General features: G+C 68.3%; 17 protein-coding genes. 16 read left to right on the plus strand and 1 reads right to left on the minus strand.

The annotated features are described in order from the left end of the window. Window positions 1–11: 11 nt before the first annotated feature. The 14 genes from rsmH to lpxC all read left to right on the plus strand — a co-directional run bounded on the left by rsmH (window position 12) and on the right by lpxC (window position 16,694). A complete protein-coding gene (gene rsmH / locus DX912_RS05255) occupies window positions 12–1,121 on the plus strand; it encodes a 16S rRNA (cytosine(1402)-N(4))-methyltransferase RsmH (RefSeq protein WP_115841414.1) in 1,110 nt (369 codons plus the stop codon). Continuing rightward, window positions 1,118–1,387 (plus strand): cell division protein FtsL, encoded by a 270-nt coding sequence (ftsL, locus tag DX912_RS05260; RefSeq protein ID WP_232338521.1) that lies wholly within the window; start codon window positions 1,118–1,120, stop codon window positions 1,385–1,387. Before rsmH ends, ftsL begins: the two co-directional genes overlap by 4 nt. Then, a complete protein-coding gene (locus DX912_RS05265) occupies window positions 1,384–3,327 on the plus strand; it encodes a peptidoglycan D,D-transpeptidase FtsI family protein (RefSeq protein ID WP_115841415.1) in 1,944 nt (647 codons plus the stop codon). Before ftsL ends, DX912_RS05265 begins: the two co-directional genes overlap by 4 nt. Further along, window positions 3,324–4,796: a UDP-N-acetylmuramoyl-L-alanyl-D-glutamate--2,6-diaminopimelate ligase gene (locus DX912_RS05270; RefSeq protein ID WP_115841416.1), complete on the plus strand. Its 1,473-nt coding sequence runs from the start codon at window positions 3,324–3,326 to the stop codon at window positions 4,794–4,796. The genes DX912_RS05265 and DX912_RS05270 overlap by 4 nt, the downstream gene beginning before the upstream one ends. Further along, entirely contained in the window at window positions 4,793–6,178 is a 1,386-nt protein-coding gene (locus DX912_RS05275; RefSeq protein WP_233433481.1) for a UDP-N-acetylmuramoyl-tripeptide--D-alanyl-D-alanine ligase, read from the plus strand. Before DX912_RS05270 ends, DX912_RS05275 begins: the two co-directional genes overlap by 4 nt. Next, window positions 6,168–7,253, plus strand: a complete 1,086-nt coding sequence (gene mraY, locus DX912_RS05280) for a phospho-N-acetylmuramoyl-pentapeptide-transferase (RefSeq protein WP_115841417.1) — start codon at window positions 6,168–6,170, stop codon at window positions 7,251–7,253. Before DX912_RS05275 ends, mraY begins: the two co-directional genes overlap by 11 nt. Further along, window positions 7,253–8,581 (plus strand): putative lipid II flippase FtsW, encoded by a 1,329-nt coding sequence (ftsW, locus tag DX912_RS05285; protein WP_115841418.1) that lies wholly within the window; start codon window positions 7,253–7,255, stop codon window positions 8,579–8,581. Before mraY ends, ftsW begins: the two co-directional genes overlap by 1 nt. Then, the gene (gene murG, locus DX912_RS05290) at window positions 8,581–9,672 is read left to right on the plus strand and encodes an undecaprenyldiphospho-muramoylpentapeptide beta-N-acetylglucosaminyltransferase (RefSeq protein ID WP_115841419.1); all 1,092 of its coding nucleotides are present in this window, start codon (window positions 8,581–8,583) and stop codon (window positions 9,670–9,672) included. Before ftsW ends, murG begins: the two co-directional genes overlap by 1 nt. Continuing rightward, window positions 9,669–11,123: a UDP-N-acetylmuramate--L-alanine ligase gene (gene murC, locus DX912_RS05295; RefSeq protein ID WP_425477906.1), complete on the plus strand. Its 1,455-nt coding sequence runs from the start codon at window positions 9,669–9,671 to the stop codon at window positions 11,121–11,123. Before murG ends, murC begins: the two co-directional genes overlap by 4 nt. After that, a complete protein-coding gene (locus DX912_RS05300) occupies window positions 11,120–12,106 on the plus strand; it encodes a D-alanine--D-alanine ligase (RefSeq protein ID WP_267896496.1) in 987 nt (328 codons plus the stop codon). Before murC ends, DX912_RS05300 begins: the two co-directional genes overlap by 4 nt. Continuing rightward, on the plus strand, window positions 12,103–12,840 hold the full coding sequence (locus DX912_RS05305; protein ID WP_115841420.1) for a cell division protein FtsQ/DivIB: 738 nt from the start codon (window positions 12,103–12,105) through the stop codon (window positions 12,838–12,840). Before DX912_RS05300 ends, DX912_RS05305 begins: the two co-directional genes overlap by 4 nt. Further along, window positions 12,837–14,072: a cell division protein FtsA gene (ftsA, locus tag DX912_RS05310; RefSeq protein ID WP_115841421.1), complete on the plus strand. Its 1,236-nt coding sequence runs from the start codon at window positions 12,837–12,839 to the stop codon at window positions 14,070–14,072. Before DX912_RS05305 ends, ftsA begins: the two co-directional genes overlap by 4 nt. A 181-nt stretch (window positions 14,073–14,253) precedes the next feature. Further along, window positions 14,254–15,477, plus strand: a complete 1,224-nt coding sequence (gene ftsZ, locus DX912_RS05315) for a cell division protein FtsZ (protein WP_115841422.1) — start codon at window positions 14,254–14,256, stop codon at window positions 15,475–15,477. 302 nt (window positions 15,478–15,779) lie between these two features. Further along, a complete protein-coding gene (lpxC, locus tag DX912_RS05320; RefSeq protein ID WP_115841423.1) occupies window positions 15,780–16,694 on the plus strand; it encodes a UDP-3-O-acyl-N-acetylglucosamine deacetylase in 915 nt (304 codons plus the stop codon). A 220-nt stretch (window positions 16,695–16,914) separates the two neighbouring features. Here lpxC and DX912_RS05325 read toward each other — a convergent pair whose 3' ends face one another. Beyond that, window positions 16,915–17,370: a DciA family protein gene (locus tag DX912_RS05325; RefSeq protein ID WP_115841424.1), complete on the minus strand. Its 456-nt coding sequence runs from the start codon at window positions 17,368–17,370 to the stop codon at window positions 16,915–16,917. Between DX912_RS05325 and DX912_RS05330 the strand changes: the two genes are divergently transcribed. Then, a complete protein-coding gene (locus DX912_RS05330; protein WP_115841425.1) occupies window positions 17,369–18,292 on the plus strand; it encodes a M23 family metallopeptidase in 924 nt (307 codons plus the stop codon). The genes DX912_RS05325 and DX912_RS05330 overlap by 2 nt on opposite strands. 372 nt (window positions 18,293–18,664) lie before the next feature. Further along, window positions 18,665–21,394, plus strand: a complete 2,730-nt coding sequence (gene secA / locus DX912_RS05340; protein ID WP_115841427.1) for a preprotein translocase subunit SecA — start codon at window positions 18,665–18,667, stop codon at window positions 21,392–21,394. Window positions 21,395–21,447: the final 53 nt, after the last annotated feature.

The following is a 21,447-nucleotide window of genomic DNA, read 5'->3' on the forward strand; positions in this document are numbered from 1 at the left end:
CGGTGGGTGGCATGGAGCGCGGCGCGCTATCCGGCCACCTTCCCGTGATGTACGCGCAGGTGCTCGACGGCCTGGACGTGCGCGGGAGTGGAACGTACCTGGACGGCACGTTCGGGCGTGGTGGTCACGCGCGCGGCGTGCTGGAACGACTCGGCCCCGGAGGCCGCCTGCTGCTCATGGACAAGGACCCCGAAGCGATTGCGGTGGCGATGCGCGAATTCGCGCAGGACGCCCGCGTCGCGGTCTTCCGTGGCAGCTTCGCCGAACTTTCGAACTGGGACGAAACCGCCGCCGGCCTGGACGGCGTGCTGTTCGACCTGGGCGTGTCGTCGCCGCAGCTGGACGTCGCCGAGCGCGGTTTCAGCTTCGGCAAGGACGGCCCGCTGGACATGCGCATGGACCCGGACAGCGGCGAGAGCGCGGCGCAGTGGCTCGCGCGCGCCGATGACCGCGAGATCGCCGATGTCCTGTGGACCTACGGCGAGGAGCGCATGAGCCGCAAGATCGCGCGCGCCATCGTCGCCCGGCGCGATGCGCAGCCGCTGGAGCGCACCGCACAGCTGGCCGACCTCATCGCGTCGGTCGTGCCGCGCGGCGACCAGAAGATCCATCCGGCCACGCGCAGCTTCCAGGCCATCCGCATCTTCATCAACCGCGAACTGGTCGACCTGGAAACGGGCCTCGACGCCGCGCTGGCGCGCCTGAAGCCCGGTGGGCGTCTGGCCGTGATCAGCTTCCACTCGCTGGAAGACCGCATCGTCAAGCAGTTCATCGCGCGCCACAGCAAGGCGCCGCCGGCCAACCGCCGCATGCCGGTGGAAGTGGCCTTCACGCCCGTGCTGCGCGCCATCGGCGGCGCGCAGAAGGCGACGGACGAAGAAACCTCGGCGAATCCGCGTGCCCGCAGTGCGGTGCTGCGCGTGGCGGAGAAGCTGGGAATCGGGAACGAGGAAGGCGAGAGCGCATCGGACGGCGTCTCCGACACGGCACAGCCGGCAACGGGCCGTGGAGACCGGCGGAACGCGATGGCGCCCGGCGAGCCGGCACTCCAGCGACCGCGTCTTTCCCGTACCCGATTCCCGGCTGGTGCTGTCGAACTGCATGCGGAGGTGCGCGCGTGAGCGTCCTTCGCCTGCTGCTGAGCGTGCTCGTGGTGGCCAACGTCGTCTCGGCGCTGGCCGTCGTGCAGGCGCGCCATGAACACCGCCAGCTGTTCGTCCAGCTCAGCCGCCTGGAGCGCGCGCGCGACGAGCTCAACATCGAATTCGGTCGCCTGCAGCTTGAGCAGGCGACGTGGTCGGAAAGCAACCGCATCGATCAGGTCGCGCGCGACCGGCTGGGCATGAAGTTCCCCGAAGGCGCCGAGACCGTGGTGATCCGCCCATGAACGGCGCATCGCGCAATCCTCGAAACGCAAGCCAGCGCAGCGGCCGAAGCGGGCCGCTCGACGCCGTGCTCGCACTTCGCGACAAGTTCGGCGGTGGCAACGATCGCGTCGCCGGCAAGGGCCGCGGCCGCGCCTCGTTCAACCTGCGCAACCGGCTGCTCCTGGTGGGCGGTGCGCTCGGCCTGTGCTCGATCGCGCTGGTCGGCCGCGCGCTGGACCTGCAGGTCATCAGCAACGATTTCTACCGCCAGCAGGGCGATGCGCGCTCGCTGCGCGAGATCCCGATCCCGACCTCGCGCGGCATGATCACCGACCGCAATGGCGAGCCGCTGGCGGTGTCCACGCCGGTCGAATCGGTGTGGGCGAACCCGCAGGAACTGCTCAAGAACCCGGCGCGCATTCCGCAGTTGGCCAAGGCGCTGGGCGTGTCGCCCGACGCGCTGACGCGCAAGCTCAGCCAGCGCGCCGGCAAGGAATTCGTTTACCTCAAGCGCCGCATCAATCCGGACGAAGCCAAGCGCATCCTCGCCGCGAAGATCCCCGGCGTGTTCTCGCAGCGCGAATTCCGCCGCTTCTACCCGCAAGGCGAAGCGATGGCGCACATCCTGGGCTTCACCAACATCGACGACCTGGGCCAGGAAGGCCTGGAGCTCGCGTTCGACGACTGGCTTCGCGGCAAGCCGGGCGCCAAGCGCGTGATCCGCGACGGCGCCGGCCGCATCGTCGAAAGCGTGGACCTGGTGAAGGCCGCCGAACCGGGCCGCGACCTCACACTCACCATCGATCGCCGCATCCAGTTCCTGGCGATGCGCGAACTGCGCAGCGCGCTGGAGCGCACTGGCGCCAGCAGCGGCTCGACCGTCGTGCTCGACATCGCCACCGGCGAAGTGCTCGCGATGGCGAACCTGCCGACCTACAACCCCAATGCGCTTTCCGTCGGCAATCCGGACACGCACCGCAACCGCGCCGTGACCGACGTGATCGAGCCCGGCTCGACGATGAAGCCGCTGACCGTCGCCTCCGCCCTGGAAGCGGGCGTCATCACGCCACACACGAAGTTCGACACGAATCCGGGCTGGATGCCGAACGGCAAGTACCGCACGACCGACCACCACAATTACGGCGTGCTCGACACGACGGGCGTGATCACCAAGAGCTCCAACGTCGGCGCGGCGAAGATCGTCGCCAAGGTGCCGAACCAGGAGTACTACGAGTTCCTCAAGCGCTTCGGTTACGGCCACAAGACCAACAGCGGCTTCCCGGGCGAGTCGTCGGGCGTGCTCGCGCCGCCATCGCGCTGGAGCGGCACGACCAAGCAGACGATGTCGTACGGCTACGGCCTGTCGGCCACGCCGCTGCAGATCGCGCAGGCGTACGCAGCGCTGGGCAACGGCGGAAAGCTGATCGCGCCGACGTTCGTGAAGGGCGAGCGCCACGAGCCGGTACAGGTGCTCGATCCGGCCATCGCCGGAACGATCATGCGCATGATGCAGACCGTGACCGAGCCCGGCGGCACCGCCACGCAGGCGGCGATCCTGGGTTACCACGTCGCCGGCAAGACCGGCACGGCGCGCAAGTTCAACGAGTTCGGCGGCTACTCGCGCCGCTACGTGTCGTTCTTCGCCGGCGTCGTGCCGGTGAACAACCCGCGCTTCTCGATGGTGGTGGTGATCAACGATCCGGATCCGGCGAAGGGCTACTTCGGCGGTTTCGTTTCCGGCCCGGTATTCAAGAGCGTGATGGAAGGCTCGCTGCGCCTGATGGACGTCGCGCCGGACGACATCGACACCTGGATGGCCGCGCAGGCCGCCGCCGAAGCCAAGCGTGCGAAGGCCAACGGCGGCAAGCCGACCGGCACCGTGCTGCCGGCACCGACGCATGCCTCGGCCGCGCTGCCCGCGCCGGTCGGGCTGGTGACGCCGCCTGGAGGTGCGCGATGAGCCGCCTCATGCCGCTGGCCGAACTGCTGCCGGACGTCGCCGGCATTCCGCCGGAACTGACGATCACCGGCCTGGTGCTCGACAGCCGCGCCGTGCGTCCGGGCAACGCGTTCGTCGCGATCGCCGGCTTCGGTGCGCACGGGCTGCGCTTCGTCGACCAGGCGCGTGCGGCCGGCGCCGCGGCCATCCTTTTCGAGCCGCCCGCGCCCGATGACCTTCCCGCGCCGCACGACGCGATCGCCGTGCCGGGCCTGCGTTCGCGCCTGGGCGAAATGGGCGATCGCTTCCACGGTCGCGCCACCGAGGCGATGACCGTCGTCGGCGTCACCGGAACCAACGGCAAGACCTCGACCGTGCAGCTGCTCACGCAGGCGTGGCACGCGCGCGGGATCGTCAGCGGCAGCGTCGGCACGCTCGGCGCTGGGCTTTACGGGCACGTGGTGCCGACCGGCTTCACCACGCCACTGGTGCTGCAGACGCACGAACTGCTGGCGACGATGCACGACGACGGCGCGCAGGCCATCGCGATGGAAGCCAGCTCGCACGCGCTCGACCAGGGCCGCGTCGACGGCGTGCACTTCGACGTTGCGGTCTTCACCAACCTCACGCGCGATCACCTCGATTACCACGGCGACATGGCGACCTACGGCGCCGCGAAGGCGCGCCTGTTCGCGTGGAAGGGCCTGAAGGCCGCCGTCATCAACCTCGACGACGCGTTCGGTCGCGAGCTCATCGCCACGCTGCCGCACGACGTGCGCGCGATCGGCGTGAGTTCGCGCGGCGATGCGTCGGCCACGCTGCAGGCGCGCAACCTGCGCTTCGACAACGCAGGCATCGGTTTCGACCTGGTCGTGGACGGGCAGTCGCATGCGGTGCAGTCGCCGCTGCTCGGCCGCTTCAACGTCGACAACCTTCTCGCGGTCGCCGGCGTGCTCATCGCGCTGGGCGACGCGCCGGCGCAGGTCGCCGGAACGCTCGCGACGCTGCAGCCGATCCACGGCCGCATGAACCGTCTCGGCGGCGATGGCCGCCTGCCGCTGGTCGTCGTCGATTACGCACACACGCCCGATGCGCTGGAGCAGGCGCTGACTTCGCTGCGCGCGCATGTCCAGGCGAAGCTGATCTGCGTGTTCGGCTGCGGCGGCGATCGCGATCGGGGCAAGCGCCCGCAGATGGCGGCGATCGCGGAACAGCACGCCGACGTTGTCATCGTGACCGACGACAACCCGCGTTTCGAGGACGGCGACGTCATCGTGGCCGACATCATGGCCGGCTTCGCGCATCCCGAGCGCGTCACCGTGCAGCGCGATCGCGCCGCGGCGATCGCGCATGCGGTGGGCAGGGCCGGTCCGAACGACATCGTGCTGATCGCAGGCAAGGGCCACGAGCCCTACCAGGACGTGCAGGGCGTGCAGTATCCCTTCGACGACACGCAGGTGGCGCGTTCCGCGCTGGAGGCTCGCCAGTGAAAGCGCGCAAGCTCTCCGACATTGCCCGCATCACCCGCGGCCGCCTCATTGGCGAGGACCGCATGGTCGACGCGATCGCCACCGACACGCGCGCGCTGCCGCACGGCGGCGCGGCGCTGTTCGTCGCACTGAAAGGCGAGCGTTTCGACGGCCACGACCACGTCGCGAAAGCCGCACAGGCGGGTGTCGCCGCCGCGCTCGTGTCGCGCGAAGTCGAGGCGCCCGTCGCCCAGATCGTCGTCGCCGACACCGAACGCGCGCTGGCCGACTTCGCCGCTGCCGTGCACCGCGAACGCATCGAGGGCAACGCGCAGAAGGTCGTCGCGATCACCGGCAGCAACGGCAAGACCAGCGTGAAGGCGCTGACGTTGGCGATCCTGGAGCGCGTCGGCAAGACCTTCGCGACGCCCGGCAACCGCAACAACGAGATCGGCCTGCCATTGGCCGTGATCGACGGGCCGGACGACGCCGTCTTCGCGATTTACGAAATGGGCGCCGGCAAGCCGGGCGACATCGCGTACCTCACCGACATCGTGCGTCCCGACGTGTCGATCGTGAACAACATCGCGCCCGGTCACCTGGAGCGCATGGGCAGCCTGCTCGGCGTGGCCGACACGAAGGCGGCGATCTACGACGCGCTGCCGGGTGAGGGCGTGGCGGTGATCAACGCCGACGACGCGTTCGCGCCGTACTTCGCCGAACGCGCGCACGGCCGTCGCCTGCTGCGCTTCGGCTTGGAATCAAGCGCGGACCTCACCGCGAAGAATATCGAGGCGCTGCCGGACGGCTCGCGCTTCACGCTTGTCGCGCCGCAGGGCGAGGCCGCGGTGTCGCTCGCGTTGCCGGGTCGTCACAACGTGAGCAACGCACTCGCCGCTGCGGCGCTTTCGCTCAGCGTCGGCGCGACCCTGCAGCAGTTCGCCGAAGGCCTCAACGCCGCGCGTCCCGTCGCTGGACGGCTGATCACGCATCGCCTCGCCAACGGCGCGGTGCTGATCGACGACAGCTACAACGCGAATCCGGGCTCGCTTGCCGCGGCCATCGACACGCTCGCGGCCGGTGGCGGCGAAGCGTGGCTGGTGCTGGGCGACATGCGCGAACTGGGCGCCGATGCCGAAGCGATGCACGCCGAAGCCGGACGTCGCGCGAAGAGCGCCGGCATCCGCCGCCTGCTGACGTTGGGGCCGTACAGCGCGGCGGCCTCGCGCACGTTCGGCGAAGGCGCGACGCACTTCGAAACGCATGACGCGCTGGCCGATGTGCTGAAGAACGAATTGCGCGAAGGCGTCCGGGTACTGGTGAAAGGCTCGCGCGGAAGCGCGATGGACAGGATCGTGGCCGCGCTCGTGGGCCCGCAAGAAGGGGACACCCATGCTGCTTGAACTCACGCGTTGGCTCGAACAACTGCAGAGCCTGTTCGGCCTGTTCGGCTACCTCACCTTCCGCGGCATCCTGAGCGCGCTCACCGCGCTCGCGCTGTCGCTCTGGTGGGGCCCGGCGGTGATCCGCAAGCTTGGCCAGCTCAAGGGCGGCCAGCCGATCCGCAAGGACGGCCCGCAGTCGCACTTCTCCAAGGCCGGTACGCCGACGATGGGCGGCGCACTGATCCTGTTCACGGTGATGGCCTCCGTGCTGCTGTGGGGCGACCTGCGCAACAAGTACGTGTGGGTCGTGCTGCTGGTGATGCTCGCCTTCGGCGCGATCGGCTGGTACGACGACTGGATCAAGATCGTCAAGCGCGATCCGAATGGCCTGAAGTCGCGCTGGAAGTACCTCGCGCAGTCGGTGTTCGGCCTCGGCGCCGGCCTCTACCTGTGGTATTTCGCCGACGTTCCGGCGGCGACGAACTTCTACGTGCCGTTCTTCAAGTCGATCGCGCTGCCGCTGGCGGGCGTGGGCTTCGTGGCGATCGCGTACTTCTGGATCGTCGGTTTCTCCAACGCGGTGAACCTCACCGACGGCCTGGACGGCCTCGCGATCATGCCGACGGTGCTGGTCGCGTGCGCGCTGGGCATCTTCGCGTACGCGTCGGGCCACGCGGAATTCTCGAAGTACCTGCAGATTCCCGCCGTACCCGGAGCGGGTGAGCTGGTGATCATCTGCGCGGCGATCGCCGGCGCGGGCCTGGGCTTTCTGTGGTTCAACACCTATCCGGCGATGGTGTTCATGGGCGACATCGGTGCGCTCGCGCTCGGCGCCGTGCTCGGCACCATCGCGGTGATCGTGCGCCAGGAACTGGTGCTGGTGATCATGGGCGGCATCTTCGTCATCGAAACGCTCTCGGTGATGATCCAGGTCGCCTCGTTCAAGCTCACCGGCAAGCGCGTGTTCCGCATGGCCCCGATCCACCATCACTTCGAGCTGAAGGGCTGGCCGGAGCCGCGCGTGATCGTGCGCTTCTGGATCATCTCCGTCGTACTCGTCCTCGTCGGCCTGGCCACGCTGAAGGTACGTTGATGAGCGACTCCGCGCGCCAGGCAACACGACTCGACGCGATCGGCGGCCACTTCGACCCGTGGCTGCTCGGGATCTCGTGCGCGCTCGCGTGCCTGGGCGTGGTGATGGTCGGCTCGGCGTCGATCGGCGTCGCGGACGGCCACGACGTCGGCCCGTTCTACTTCCTCACACGTCACGTCGTGTTCCTCGCCATCGGCCTGGTCGGCGCGGTGTGGGTCATGCGGACGGAACTGAAGACCATCGAGCAGCACAACCAGTGGCTGCTGCTGGTGTGCTTCGTGCTGCTGATCGCGGTATTCGTGCCCGGCATCGGCCGCAGCGTCAATGGCGCGCGCCGCTGGCTGAACCTCGGGTTCTCGAATTTCCAGGCCGTCGAAGCGGTCAAGCTGCTCTACATCGTCTGGCTCGCCAGCTACCTCAAGCGCTACAGCGAGGAAGTGACGGCGACCTGGGGCGCGATGCTCAAGCCGATCGGCGTCGCCGTCGCGCTGGTGATGATGCTGCTGTTGCAGCCGGACTTCGGTTCGTCCTCGCTGCTGCTGGCGATCACCGCCGGCATGCTCGTGCTCGGCGGCGTGAACATGCCGCGCATGTTCGGCCCGGTGCTGATCGGCCTGCCCGTGCTGGCGGTGGTGGCGATCGCAGAGCCCTACCGCGTCGTGCGCCTGACCTCGTTCCTCGACCCGTGGCAGGACCCGTTCAAGACCGGTTACCAGCTGACCAACGCGCTGATGGCCGTGGGTCGCGGCGAATGGCTCGGGGTCGGGCTCGGTGCATCTGTGCAGAAGCTCTCGTACCTGCCCGAGGCGCACACCGACTTCATCATGGCGGTGATCGCGGAGGAGTTCGGATTCCTCGGCGTGTGCCTCGTCGTCGGCCTGTACGCGGGCCTTGCCGGTCGCGCCTTCTGGCTCGGCTTGAAGTGCGTGGAGATGCGCCGCCACTTCGCGGGGTATTGCGCGTTCGGCATCGCGCTGTGGATGAGCCTGCAGAGCTTCGTCTCGATCGGCGTGAACCTCGGTTTGCTGCCCACGAAGGGCCTGACGCTGCCGATGATTTCCTACGGCGGTTCCAGCGTGATCATGACCTGCGCCGCGCTCGGCCTGCTGCTGCGCGTGTCGTACGAACTCGATCGCGCGCAGCGCCAGGTGGCGCGCGTGCGCAACGAGACCGCGCCGCCGTCGGCCGCGAACGATCCGGGCGCGCCGTCGCCGACCGCCGCGCCGATGCCGTCGCGCAAGCCCGCGCCGGTTGCGTCGGCGATGACGTCGCGCGGCACCAGCCGCCTGCAGCAGCGCGTCGAGCCGACGCTGGGGAGGATCGCGTGATGCACGCCGCGACCGATTCCGACCTGCATCCGGTGATGATCCTCGCCGGCGGCACCGGCGGGCATATCTTCCCGGGCCTGGCCGTGGCCAAGGCGCTGAACGGGCGCAACGTCCCGGTGCTGTGGCTCGGCGCGGAAGGCGGCATGGAGACGCGCCTGGTCCCGCAGCACGGCATCGCCATCGACACCATTGCCGTGCGCGGCATGCGCGGCAAGGGCGTCGCGACGCTGCTGGCCACGCCGTTCCGCCTCATCGGCGCCGTGCGCGCCGCGATGCAGACGCTTCGCGAGCGCCAGCCGCGCGCGGTGATCAGCTTCGGCGGTTATGCGGCCGGCCCGGGCGGTCTGGCGGCGAAGCTCGCCGGCATTCCGCTGATCGTGCACGAACAGAACCGCGCGCCGGGCCTGACCAACCGCGTGCTCGCGCGTTTCGCGCGCCACGTGCTGACGGGCTTTCCGGACACGTTCCCGAACGAGGAAGTCGTCGGCAATCCCGTACGCGCCGAGATCGCCGCGGCCGCGCCGCCGGCGCAGCGTTTCGCCGGACGCACCGGCGCGCTGCGCGTACTCGTGCTCGGCGGCAGCCAGGGCGCGCGTGCGTTGAACACCGCGGTGCCGAAGGCCGTCGCCGGCCTGCGTGGCCGCATCCAGTGCGAAGTGCGCCACCAGTGCGGCGAGAAGCTGCGCGAGGAAGCCGAGCGCGCGTACGCCGAAGCAGGTGTGCAGGCGTCGGTGGAACCCTTCATCGCCGACATGGCGTCCGCCTACGCGTGGGCCGACATCGTCGTATGCCGCGCCGGTGCGCTGACGCTCGCGGAGCTGTGCGCGGTCGGAGTGGGCAGCGTGCTGGTGCCGTTCCCGCAGGCGGTGGACGACCACCAGACCAAGAACGCGCAATACCTCGTCGACCGCGGCGCCGCACACCTCGTGCCGCAGGGCACGGCGGGCGACCTGGCGCAGCGGCTGTCGGCCACCCTCGAAATCCTCGGCGAGCGCGGCGCCCTGCTGCAGATGGCGCAGGCGGCGCGCGCGATCGCCAAACCCGACGCAGCCGAACGCGTCGCACAACTGGTTCTGGAGCAAGTCGAATGAGTACGGCCCTGCGTCGCCGCCTGCAGCACACCGGCGACCTCGCCAAAGCCTTCCCGCGCGTCCACTTCGTGGGCGTCGGCGGCGTGGGCATGAGCGGCCTGGCCGAAGTGATGTGCACGCTCGGTTACCAGGTGTCGGGTTCGGACAACGCCGACAATGCGGTGACGCGCCGTCTCGCCTCGCTGGGCGTCACCGTGAACAAGGGCCACGCTGCCGCGAACGTGCTCGGCACCGATTGCGTCGTGGTGTCGAGTGCGATCAAGCCCGACAACCCGGAGCTGATGGAAGCGCGCGCGCAGCGCATCCCGGTCGTGCCGCGCGCGGAAATGCTTGCCGAGCTGATGCGCTTCAAGCGCGGCATCGCGGTGGCGGGCACGCACGGCAAGACCACGACGACATCGCTCGCGGCCAGCGTGCTCGCCGAAGGCGGCATCGATCCCACGTTCGTGATCGGCGGCCAGCTGCTCGCAGCCGGCGCGAACGCGCGCCTGGGCACGGGCGAATGGCTCGTGGCCGAAGCCGACGAAAGCGACGGCAGCTTCCTGCGCCTGAATCCGCAGATCGCCATCGTCACCAACATCGACGCCGATCACCTGGAGAACTACGGCGGCGATTTCGCCCGCGTGCAGGCGGCGTTCGAGGAATTCATGCATCGCCTGCCGTTCTACGGGCTGGCGGTGCTGTGCATCGACGATGCGGAAGTCGCCGCGCTCGCGAAGAGAACGCCACGCCACGTGATGACGTACGGCTTCAGCATCGAAGCCGACGTGCGCGCCGAGGACGTGCAGCAGGACGGCCCGAACATGCGCTTCACGCTGTGCCTGCCCGATGCGACACGCACGCCGATCACGCTCGCGCTGCCGGGCCGCCACAACGTGCTCAACGCGCTGGCCGCCGCTTCGGTCGCGTGGCAGCTGGGCGTCGCGGCCGATGCGATCGCCCGCGCGTTGCAGAACTTCGCCGGTGTCGGTCGCCGCTTCAACCTGCTTGCGAGCCCGACCACGTCGAAGGGCGCGACGGTGCAGCTGGTCGACGACTACGGCCATCACCCCAAGGAACTGGACGCGGTGTTCGCCGCTGCACGCGGTGGCTGGCCGGACAAGCGGCTGGTCGTCGCGTTCCAGCCGCATCGCTACAGCCGCACGCGCGATCTGTTCGACGAGTTCGCCGCGGTGCTGTCGACGGTCGACGTGCTCGTGCTGACCGAGGTGTATCCGGCCGGCGAAGCGCCGATCGCCGGTGCGGACGCGAAGTCGCTGGCGCGCGCGATCCGCGCGCGCGGCCGCATCGATCCCGTGGTCGTCAGCGGCGCGGCCGATCTGTCGAGCGTGCTGCCCGACGTCCTCAACGACGGCGACCTGCTGCTGATGATGGGCGCGGGCGACATCGGCTACGCCGCGCAGCAGATCGCTGCGAACGGCTTCAACGCATCCAACGGAGAGAAGAAGTGAGCGCGCAGTCCGCAGCGGCGAAACTCGGTCCGACCCGCATCACCGATCCGGCCGCGTTCGGTCGCGTCGCCGTGCTGATGGGCGGCACCAGCGCCGAACGCGAGGTCTCGCTGGACTCGGGCCGCAACGTGCTCGACGCGCTGCGCTCGCGCGGCGTCGATGCGTTCGCGGTCGATGGCATCCCGGCACTGATCGACGCGATCCGCGCCGGCAGCGTCGATCGCGTCTTCAACATCCTCCACGGCAACAAGGGCGGAGGCGAAGACGGCGTGCTGCAGGGCCTGTGCGAAGCGCTTGGCGTTCCGTACACCGGTTCGGACGTGCTGGGTTCGGCGCTCACGATGGACAAGATCCGCACCAAGCAGGTGTGGCTCAGCATTGGCCTGCCGACGCCGCGCTACGTGCGCCTGGCGAAGGGTGGTGACGTGCACGCCGCCGCGCGCGAACTGGGCCTGCCGGTGTTCATCAAGCCGTCGAGCGAAGGCTCCAGTGTCGGCGTGTCGCGCGTGCTGAGCGATGCCGATCTCGATGCCGCCGTCGAACTCGCCGCGAACTATCCCGGCGAGATGCTGATGGAGCAGCTGATCGTCGGCGAGGAACTCACCGTGCCGGTGCTCAACGACATCGCGCTGCCGTCGATCCGCATCGTCCCGAAGGGCGAGTGGTACGACTACCACGCCAAGTACATTTCCGACGACACGCAGTACCTGTGCCCCGGCCTGGAAGGCGCGGCGGAAGCGGAGATCGGCCGCATCGCGGCGGAGGCGTTCGTCGCCGCCGGTTGTCGCGGCTGGGGTCGCGTGGACTTCATGCGCGATCGCGCGACCGGCCAGCTGTATCTGCTCGAAGTGAACACCGCGCCGGGCATGACCAGCCATTCGCTGGTGCCCAAGGCCGCGCGCCAGATCGGCATCGGATTCGATGAACTGTGCTGGCGCGTGCTCGAGTCGAGCCTGGCGAACGCGGGAGGTGCGGCGGCGTGAACGCCATGCTTCGCCTCGTCGGATGGATCCTCGCGCTGGCGCTGGTCGCGCTGCCGGTCGTCGCCGTGCTCAACGGCTGGATCGGTGCCGCGCACTGGCCGCTGACGAAGCTGCGCGCGACGGGCCAGTTCGAACGGGTCGATGGCGTGCTGCTGCAGAAGACGCTGCTGCCGTATGCGCAGCGCGGGTTCTTCGCGGTGGACCTGGCGGGCGCGCAGGACGCGGTGTCGAAGCTGCCGTGGGTCGAGCGCGCCGAAGTGCGCAAGCGCTGGCCCGACGTGCTGGAAGTGACGGTGTTCGAACACCGCCCGTTCGCGCGCTGGAGTGGCGACCTGCTGCTGTCCGAGCAGGGCAGGCTGTTCCCGGCGAAGGGCATCGACGTGCCGAAGGGCCTGCCGCTGCTCGGCGGTCCGGAAGCGCGCGTCAGTGAAGTCGTAGAGCTCTACAACGAGTCGCGCGCGATGTTCGCGCCGATCGGTCTTGAAGTGCGCGAAGTCGGCCTCGATCCGCGCGGCAGCTGGACGCTCGGTCTGGACAACGGCGCGCGCATCGTCGTCGGCCGCAGCGAAGCGCGTGCACGTCTGTCGCGTTTCGTGCGCCTGCTGCCGCAGTTGCTCACGCAGCAGGCGCAGGTGCTCAAGCTCGCCGACCTTCGTTACACCAATGGTTTTGCATTGACGTGGGCGCCCGTGCCGGCGCCGGCGGCAGTACCGCAGCAGCAGGGACAATCATGAATCGCAAGGGTGACAAGTCGCTGATCGTCGGCCTCGACATCGGCACCTCGAAGGTGGTGGCTCTGGTGGGTGAATACTCGCCGGGCAACCCGATCGAAGTGATCGGTATCGGCTCGCACGAATCGCGCGGCCTCAAGCGCGGCGTCGTGGTGGACATCGAGTCCACCGTGCAGTCGATCCAGCGCGCCATCGAGGAAGCCGAGCTGATGGCCGGCTGCGAGATCCGTTCGGTCTACGCGTCGATCTCCGGCAACCACGTGCAGTGCCGCAACTCGCAGGGCATCGCACCGATCCGCGACGGCGAAGTCACCTACGGCGACCTGGACCGCGTGCTCGAAGCGGCCAAGGCCGTCGCGATCCCGGCCGACCAGAAGATCCTGCACGCGATCCCGCGCGACTACGTGCTCGACGATTCGCAGGAAGGCATCCGCAATCCCGTCGGCATGACCGGCGTGCGCCTGGAAGTGCATGCGCACCTGGTCGTGTGCGCGCAATCGGCGGCGGCGAACATCAGCAAGTGCGTGCAGCGCTGCGGCCTGCAGGTGGACGACCTGATCCTCAGCGTGCTCGCTTCCAGCCAGGCCGTGCTCACCAGCGACGAGCGGGAACTCGGCGTGGTGCTGGTCGACATCGGCGCGGGCACGACCGACATCGCGGTGTTCGTCGGCGGCGCGATCGCGCACAGCGCGAGCCTGCCGATCGCCGGCGACAAGGTGACCGAGGACATCGCGCACATGCTGCGCACGCCGACGCCGGAAGCCGAGCAGATCAAGGTGCGCTACGCCTGCGCGCTGGCGCAGATGGCGACGGCGGAAGAGTCCATCCAGGTTCCGAGCGTCGGCGATCGCCCGCCGCGCCGCATGCCGCGCGCGTCGCTCGCGCAGGCCGTGCAGGCGCGCTACGAGGAGATCTTCGAAATGATCCAGGCGGAGCTTCGCCGCAGCGGCTTCGAGCAGCACGTGCGCGCCGGCATGGTGCTCACCGGCGGCGCCGCGAAGATGGAAGGCGTGGTCGAACTGGCCGAGGAAATGCTGCAGATGCCGGTGCGCGTGGGCATTCCGCAGCACGTGACCGGTCTTGGCGAAGTGGTCGGCAACCCGGTGCACGCCACCGGCGTGGGCCTGCTGCTGATGGGCAGCCAGATCGAGAACCCGCGCCGCCCGGTGATTCCGACCGGCCGCGCGGGCAGCTTCTTCAACAAGATCAAGAACTGGTATCGCGGCGAGTTCTGACGACGCGGCGACGAGGGGTTTTCAAGGAATCGACGCGGCATGGGCCGACGCCGGTTCCCGATCCGGGCAGGGCCTGGATCGAGCGGGCAGGCGAGGCGATGACGGCAGTACTTGCGGTTCCGGCACTACGACGATTCGAAAGCACAGCAAATAACTAGCACTACATAACGAGGACGACGACATGGCACATTTCGAACTGGTTGAAAAAATGGCCCCGAACGCGGTCATCAAGGTGGTCGGCGTGGGCGGCGGCGGCGGCAACGCCGTGGCGCACATGGTCAGCGGCAACGTCGATGGCGTGGAGTTCATCACCGCCAACACCGACGCGCAGGCCATCAAGAACTGCGGCGCGAAGCTGCAGCTGCAGCTCGGCAGCAACGTCACCAAGGGCCTGGGCGCAGGCGCGAATCCGGAAGTCGGCCGCCAGGCTGCGCTGGAAGACCGCGAACGCATCATGGACGCGCTGACCGGCGCCGACATGGTGTTCATCACCGCCGGCATGGGCGGCGGCACGGGCACCGGCGCTGCGCCGGTCGTGGCGCAGCTGGCCAAGGAGATGGGCATCCTGACGGTGGCCGTGGTCACCAAGCCGTTCCCGTTCGAAGGCCGTCGCCGCATGCAGGTCGCGCTGAAGGGCATCGAGGAACTGAGCCACCACTGCGATTCGCTGATCACCATCCCGAACGAGAAGCTGATCACCGTGCTCGGTCGCAACGCGACGATGATCCAGGCCTTCCGCGCCGCCAACGACGTGCTGCTCGGCGCCGTGCAGGGCATCGCCGACCTGATCGTGCGTCCGGGCCTGATCAACGTCGACTTCGCCGACGTGCGCACCGTGATGAGCGAGATGGGCCTGGCGATGATGGGCACGGGCGCCGCCCGCGGCGACGATCGTGCACAGGCCGCGGCGGAAGCGGCGATCCAGAACCCGCTGCTGGACGACGTGAACCTGTCCGGCGCCAACGGCATCCTGGTCAACATCACCGCCGGTCCGGACTTCACGATGGCCGAGTTCGACGAAGTCGGCCGCACCATCGAGAACTTCGCCTCCGAGGACGCGACCGTCGTCATCGGCACCGTGCTGGATCCGGACATGCAGGACGAGGTGAAGGTCACCGTGGTCGCCACGGGCCTGAACCGCGCGGTCGCCCGCCAGTCGGTGCGCGGCAACGAGCGCGAGGCGCAGCGCGCCCCGATCTCGCTGGTTCGCAACGCCACGACCGGCCAGCCGGAGTTCTCGGCGATGGACGAAATGCCGACCGCGCGTCCGAGCTTCGGCAACAGCCTGCGCGGCAGCGCCGGCAGCCGCAGCGTGGAACCGTCGTCGACTCCGGCCGTCGCCGATTTCGGCAGCGACAGCAGCTACCTGGACATCCCGGCGTTCCTCCGCCGCCAGGCCGACTGATGCAGTAGGCCGCCGTCGGCCCGGTCCGGGCTGACGGCAGGCCGGGTTCCAACCGGTCCTCCCTCGCCATGGGGAGGGCTGGGGTGTCGTCGTCCTTCTGGCCCCCGGTGGGGCGGGGTCGGCCGGTCCGCCTCGGCGGGTCCGGCCGGCCGTCTTGCCTTCACGGGATCGTGACTTGTTTCCGTCATGGTTCAGCGTGCGCGGTGCTATTCTTGCCGGCCGTTCAGGCGAGAACCATTTGCATCTGCCTGCGGTCGCACACACGTAAACGAAGAAGCACGCCGCCCCCCAAGGTCGCCCCCATGCTGCGTCAGCGCACCCTCAAGAACGTGATCCGCGCCACCGGCGTGGGCCTGCACAGTGGAGAAAAGGTCTTTCTCACGCTGCGCCCGGCGCCGGTCGATACCGGCATCGTGTTCCGTCGCGTCGACCTGGACCCGGTGGTGGAAGTGCCGGCCAGCGCCGAGCTGGTGACCGAGACGACGCTGTGCACCGGCCTGACCTGCGGTCCGGCCAAGATCCAGACCGTCGAACACCTGCTGTCCGCGCTCGCGGGCCTGGGCGTCGACAATCTATATGTGGAACTGTCCGCGGCCGAAGTGCCGATCATGGACGGCTCCTCCGGCCCGTTCGTGTTCCTGCTGCAGTCGGCAGGCATCTACGAGCAGGACGCACCGAAGCGTTTCATCCGCATCCGCCAGCCGGTGGAAGTGCGCGAGGGCGACAAGGTCGCGCGGTTCGAGCCGTACGACGGCTTCCGCCTCGACTTCACCGTGCAGTTCGACCACCCGGCGATCCCGGCGTCGCAGTCGCGGGCCGTCGTGGAGTTCTCCACGGCCAACTACATCCAGGAAGTCAGCCGCGCCCGCACGTTCGGCTTCATGCGCGACCTGGAATACATGCGCGAGCGCAACCTCGGCCTGGGCGGCTCGATGGACAACGCGATCGTGCTGGACGAGTTCCGCGTCCTCAACGACGACGGCCTGCGTTACGCCGACGAGTTCGTGCGGCACAAGATCCTGGATGCCGTCGGCGATCTGTATCTCGCGGGTCGTCCGATCATCGGCGCCTACGTCGGCTTCAAGTCCGGCCACGCGCTCAACAACAAGCTGGTGCGCGCCCTCCTGGCCGAGCGTTCGGCCTGGGACGAGGTGAGTTTCACCGAGTCGGACGTGCACGAAGCGCCCGTGACCTACGGGATTCCGGCAACCGCCTGAGCGGTTCGCGCAACGCGGCTGGGCACACGCCGCAAGCGTTTTCATGAATTGGGCGGACGTCACAGACGTGAACTCTGCGTGACGCCTTAACGTTTATTTAACGAATTTCTTCCGAAAGGTTTCTAACCTCTTAACAAATTCAAGGGGTTAGGCCTTTAGCATGCCCCGAACCCTGGCGTATCGACGTGGCGGCAATAAACCTGCCAATACGGCGAAAACTTCAGGTGGAGTCACTGGAACCGGTGGAACCGGGCTCCTTCAGCGACTCCAGCGCTGCCTGCAGGGCTTGTAGTGCGGTGGCGGAGATGGGTTTGGCTTTCCGGTCCGATTGCGGGGAGGCGATCACCGGCGTTGTCGTTTTGACGATGAGTTCAGCCGCATCCAGCCCGATGGAACGGGCCGCGTCGAGCAGTTCAGGGGCAGCGAGCCGCATCTTGGCTCGCCACACCGGGGCATCGACGACAAACACGAGCCTGCCGCGTTCGTAGTTGGCCAGTCGCGCATGCGCGGCCAGCGACGGCGGCAGGAGCGGGCGAAACCGTTGGTCCAGCTCGTCGAGCCACAAGGCACGACGCACCGGACCGCCAGCGGGCTCGGCGAGCAGCGCATCCAGCGCGGCGCGTGGAGTCGATGGGCCGCCTTTGCGCGACCTGGGCTTGGAATCAGAACTGGACATGACTTATTCAACCATCGTAAACAAAACCCGCGTGCAGCTTTCGTCGATGCTGCAGCGTGCGGGCTACTGGGGCGCACAGCGCCCGGCGCTGGCGATGGCGCTGCTGCTGGGTACCGGCACCGCGCTCGGCGCGGGCGTCACCCTCGCCGACAACGCCATGCTGCGCAGCAAGGCCGACCGGCAGGAGGCGCTGATCGCAGCGACCCGCCGCGACGCCCAGCGCGAAATCAATGCCCTGGCCGCCCGCATGGGCGAGCTGCAGGCCGAGGCCAACCGCCTCAACGCCCTCGGCGAACGCCTGACCCGGATCGGCCAGCTGCAGGACGGCGAGTTCGACTTCGACAAGCCGGTCGGCGTCGGTGGTGTCGGCCCGGTGCGCGACATGACCAAGCCCGAGCTGGACGAGGGCATGGCCACGCTCGGTGCGCAGTTCAAGGCGTCCGGTGAGCAGCTCTCGGTGCTCGAGTCGCTGCTGTTCAACCGCCAGCTCGACATGAACTCCGTGCCGGGCCGCGAACCGATCGCCAACAGTTACATCACCTCCGGCTTCGGCGGCCGCGCCGATCCGTTCAGCGGCGGCCATGCCAACCACAAGGGCATCGACTTCAAGGCCAACGTCGGCGATCCGGTGCTGGCGGTGGCCGACGGCGTCGTCAGCTACTCGGGCGTGCGCTCGGGCTACGGCAACGTCATCGAGGTCGACCACGGCAACGGCTACGTCACCCGCTACGCCCACAACTCGCGCCTGACCCGCAAGGTCGGCGAGCTGGTGCGCGCCGGGCAGGAAATCGCGAAGGCCGGCTCGACGGGCCGCTCGACCGGTGCCCACGTGCACTTCGAGGTGTGGGAGAACAACCGCGTCGTGAACCCGCGCAAGTTCCTCAGCCAGCAGTCGCCGCTGAAGATGGAGATCAAGGGCTGAGGCAGGGAGCGGGGCTCCTGCGGGTGGCATAGGCCGCCTCCAGGGGATCCCCGGCCTCCGCGGCAGGCTCCGGGCGCTCGGCCCGATGCAAGGCGGTGCCTTGCAAGCATCGGTCCTCGATCCGGCCCTCCGCGGCACGCTCCGGGCGCTCGCCGGGGCGCAAGCCGATGGCTTGCAAGCACCCCGGCTCGCCCACACGCTACAATCGGCGCGGCCACAGTTCAGGCTCGATACTTTCGGGGCGCGCGGCGCCCCGATTTCATTTGAGCCGGCCAGAGCCTTCCTTCGGGGAACTCGCCGGTGGACACGGACTCTGAATGCGTCCGGCCCGCCGGTATCCCTGTTCCGCTACAACGGACCCAGTCGCACTCCATGCTCAACAGCCTGCTTACCCGCGTTTTCGGCAGCCGTAACGATCGCCTGCTGCGCCAACTGCAACGCTCCGTCGCCAAGATCAACGCGCTTGAGCCGGAGATGCAGAAGCTCTCCGATGCGCAACTGCAGGCCAAGACGGCGGAGTTCCAGAAGCGCATCGCCGATGGCGAGTCGCTCGACAAGATCCTGCCCGAGGCATTCGCCGTCTGTCGCGAGGCGTCCAAGCGCGTGCTCGGCATGCGCCATTACGACGTCCAGCTGATCGGCGGCATGGTCCTGCACCTGGGCAAGATCGCCGAGATGCGCACCGGCGAAGGCAAGACCCTGGTCGCGACACTGCCGGTCTACCTCAACGCGCTGGAAGGCAAGGGCGTCCACGTCGTCACCGTGAACGACTACCTGGCCCGCCGCGACTCGGCCTGGATGGGCCGCCTGTACAACTGGCTGGGCCTGTCGGTCGGCGTGGTCTACCCGGGCATGCCGCACAGCGACAAGCACGCCGCGTACGCCGCCGACATCACCTACGGCACCAACAACGAGTTCGGCTTCGACTACCTGCGCGACAACATGGCGCTGTCGAAGGAAGACCGTTTCCAGCGCAGCCTGCATTACGCGATCGTCGACGAGGTCGACTCGATCCTGATCGACGAGGCGCGCACGCCGCTCATCATCTCCGGCCCGGCCGACGAGTCGCCGGAGCTGTACATCAAGGTCAACCGCATCGTTCCGCAGCTGTCGCGCCAGGCGACGGAAGAAAGCGAAGGCGATTACTGGGTCGACGAGAAGGGCAAGCAGGTGCACCTGTCCGAAGCCGGCCAGGAACGCGCCGAACACCTGCTGCGCCAGGCCGGCATCCTGCAGGGTGAGGACGACACGCTCTACGGCGCGCAGAACCTCAGCGTCGTGCATCACCTCAACGCCGCCATGCGCGCGCACGCCATCTACCAGCGCGACGTGGACTACATCGTCCGCGACGGCGAAGTGGTGATCGTCGACGAGTTCACCGGCCGCACGCTGGCTGGCCGTCGCTGGTCGGACGGCCTGCACCAGGCGGTCGAGGCGAAGGAAGGCGTGCCGGTCCAGCGCGAGAACCAGACGCTGGCGAGCATCACCTTCCAGAACCTGTTCCGCATGTACAAGAAGCTGTCCGGCATGACCGGTACGGCCGACACCGAAGCGTACGAATTCCAGAGCATCTACGGCCTGGAAGTCATCGTGATCCCGACCCACAAGCCGGTGCAGCGAAAGGACCACCCCGACGCGGTGTTCCTCAATCGCAATGGCAAGTACCGCGCGGTGCTCAACGAGATCAAGGACGCCAACGCCCGCAAGCAGCCGGTGCTGGTCGGCACGACCTCGATCGAAGTGTCGGAAATGCTCAGCCAGCAGCTGCGCGACGCCGGCATCCACCACGAAGTCCTCAACGCCAAGCAGCACGAGCGCGAGGCGCAGATCGTCGCGCAGGCCGGTCGCCCGGGCGCGATCACCATCGCCACCAACATGGCCGGCCGCGGTACCGACATCGTGCTGGGCGGTTCGCTCGAGAACGAAATCGCCGAGCTGGAAGCCAAGACCGGCGCGCCGATCGACGAGGTCACCAAGGCCCGCCTGAAGTCCGAATGGCAGGCGCGCCATGAAGCGGTGAAGGCCGCCGGCGGCCTACACATCGTGGGCACCGAGCGTCACGAAAGCCGCCGCATCGACAACCAGCTGCGCGGCCGCGCAGGTCGCCAGGGCGACCCGGGTTCCTCGCGCTTCTACCTGTCGCTCGAAGACAACCTGATGCGCATCTTCGCGGCCGACTGGGTGCAGCGCGTGATGGCGCGCATGGGCCTGAAGGAAGACGACATCATCGAAAGCGCGCTGGTGACCAAGCAGATCGCCAACGCGCAACGCAAGGTCGAGGCCCACAACTTCGACATCCGCAAGAACCTGCTCGACTTCGACGACGTCAACAACGACCAGCGCAAGGTGATCTACAGCCAGCGCGACGAACTGCTGGAAGCCGACAGCGTCAACGAGAACGTCGAAGGCATCCGCGGCGACGTCGTGGCCGACATCGTGGCGCGCTTCGTGCCGCCGAATTCGGTCGACGACCAGTGGGACCTGCCGGGCCTGGAAGCGACGCTCGCGTCCGAGTTCGGGGTGCAGATGTCGTTGCGCGAGTTCGTCGGCAAGAGCGAGGAAGTCGACGCCGAGACGATCGAGCGCCTGGTGCAGGAGGCCGTCGAAGGCCACTTCGCGCAGCGCGAGGAGCAGCTCGGCAGCGAGACGATGCGCCTGCTCGAGAAGCACATCATGCTCAACGTGCTCGACCAGAACTGGAAGGAGCACCTGGCGCGAATGGATTACCTGCGCCAGGGCATCCACCTGCGCGGCTACGCGCAGAAGCAGCCCAAGCAGGAATACAAGAAGGAAGCCTTCGAGCTGTTCTCCGAGATGCTGGAGAAGGTGAAGCGCGAAGTCGTCACGCTGCTGGCGCGCGTGCGCATCCGCAGCGAGGACGAAGTCGCCGCGCTGGAAGCGCAGGAGCGCGCCGCCGCCGAAGCGCAGGCGCGCCAGATGCAGTTCCAGCACGCCTCGGCCGGTGGGTTCGGTGCCGACGAGGAAGCCGCGCAGGCGCAGGCCGCTGCCGGTGGCGACGTGTTCGCCAATGTCGGCCGCAACGACCCCTGCCCCTGCGGCAGCGGCAAGAAGTACAAGCATTGCCATGGGCAGATCGCCTGACGGCACTGGCTCCAGACGCCCTCTCCCGCAAGCGGGGGAGGGCGGCGCCCGGG

The sequence above is a fragment of the Lysobacter soli genome, from assembly GCF_003382285.1.
GTDB lineage: Bacteria > Pseudomonadota > Gammaproteobacteria > Xanthomonadales > Xanthomonadaceae > Lysobacter_J > Lysobacter_J soli.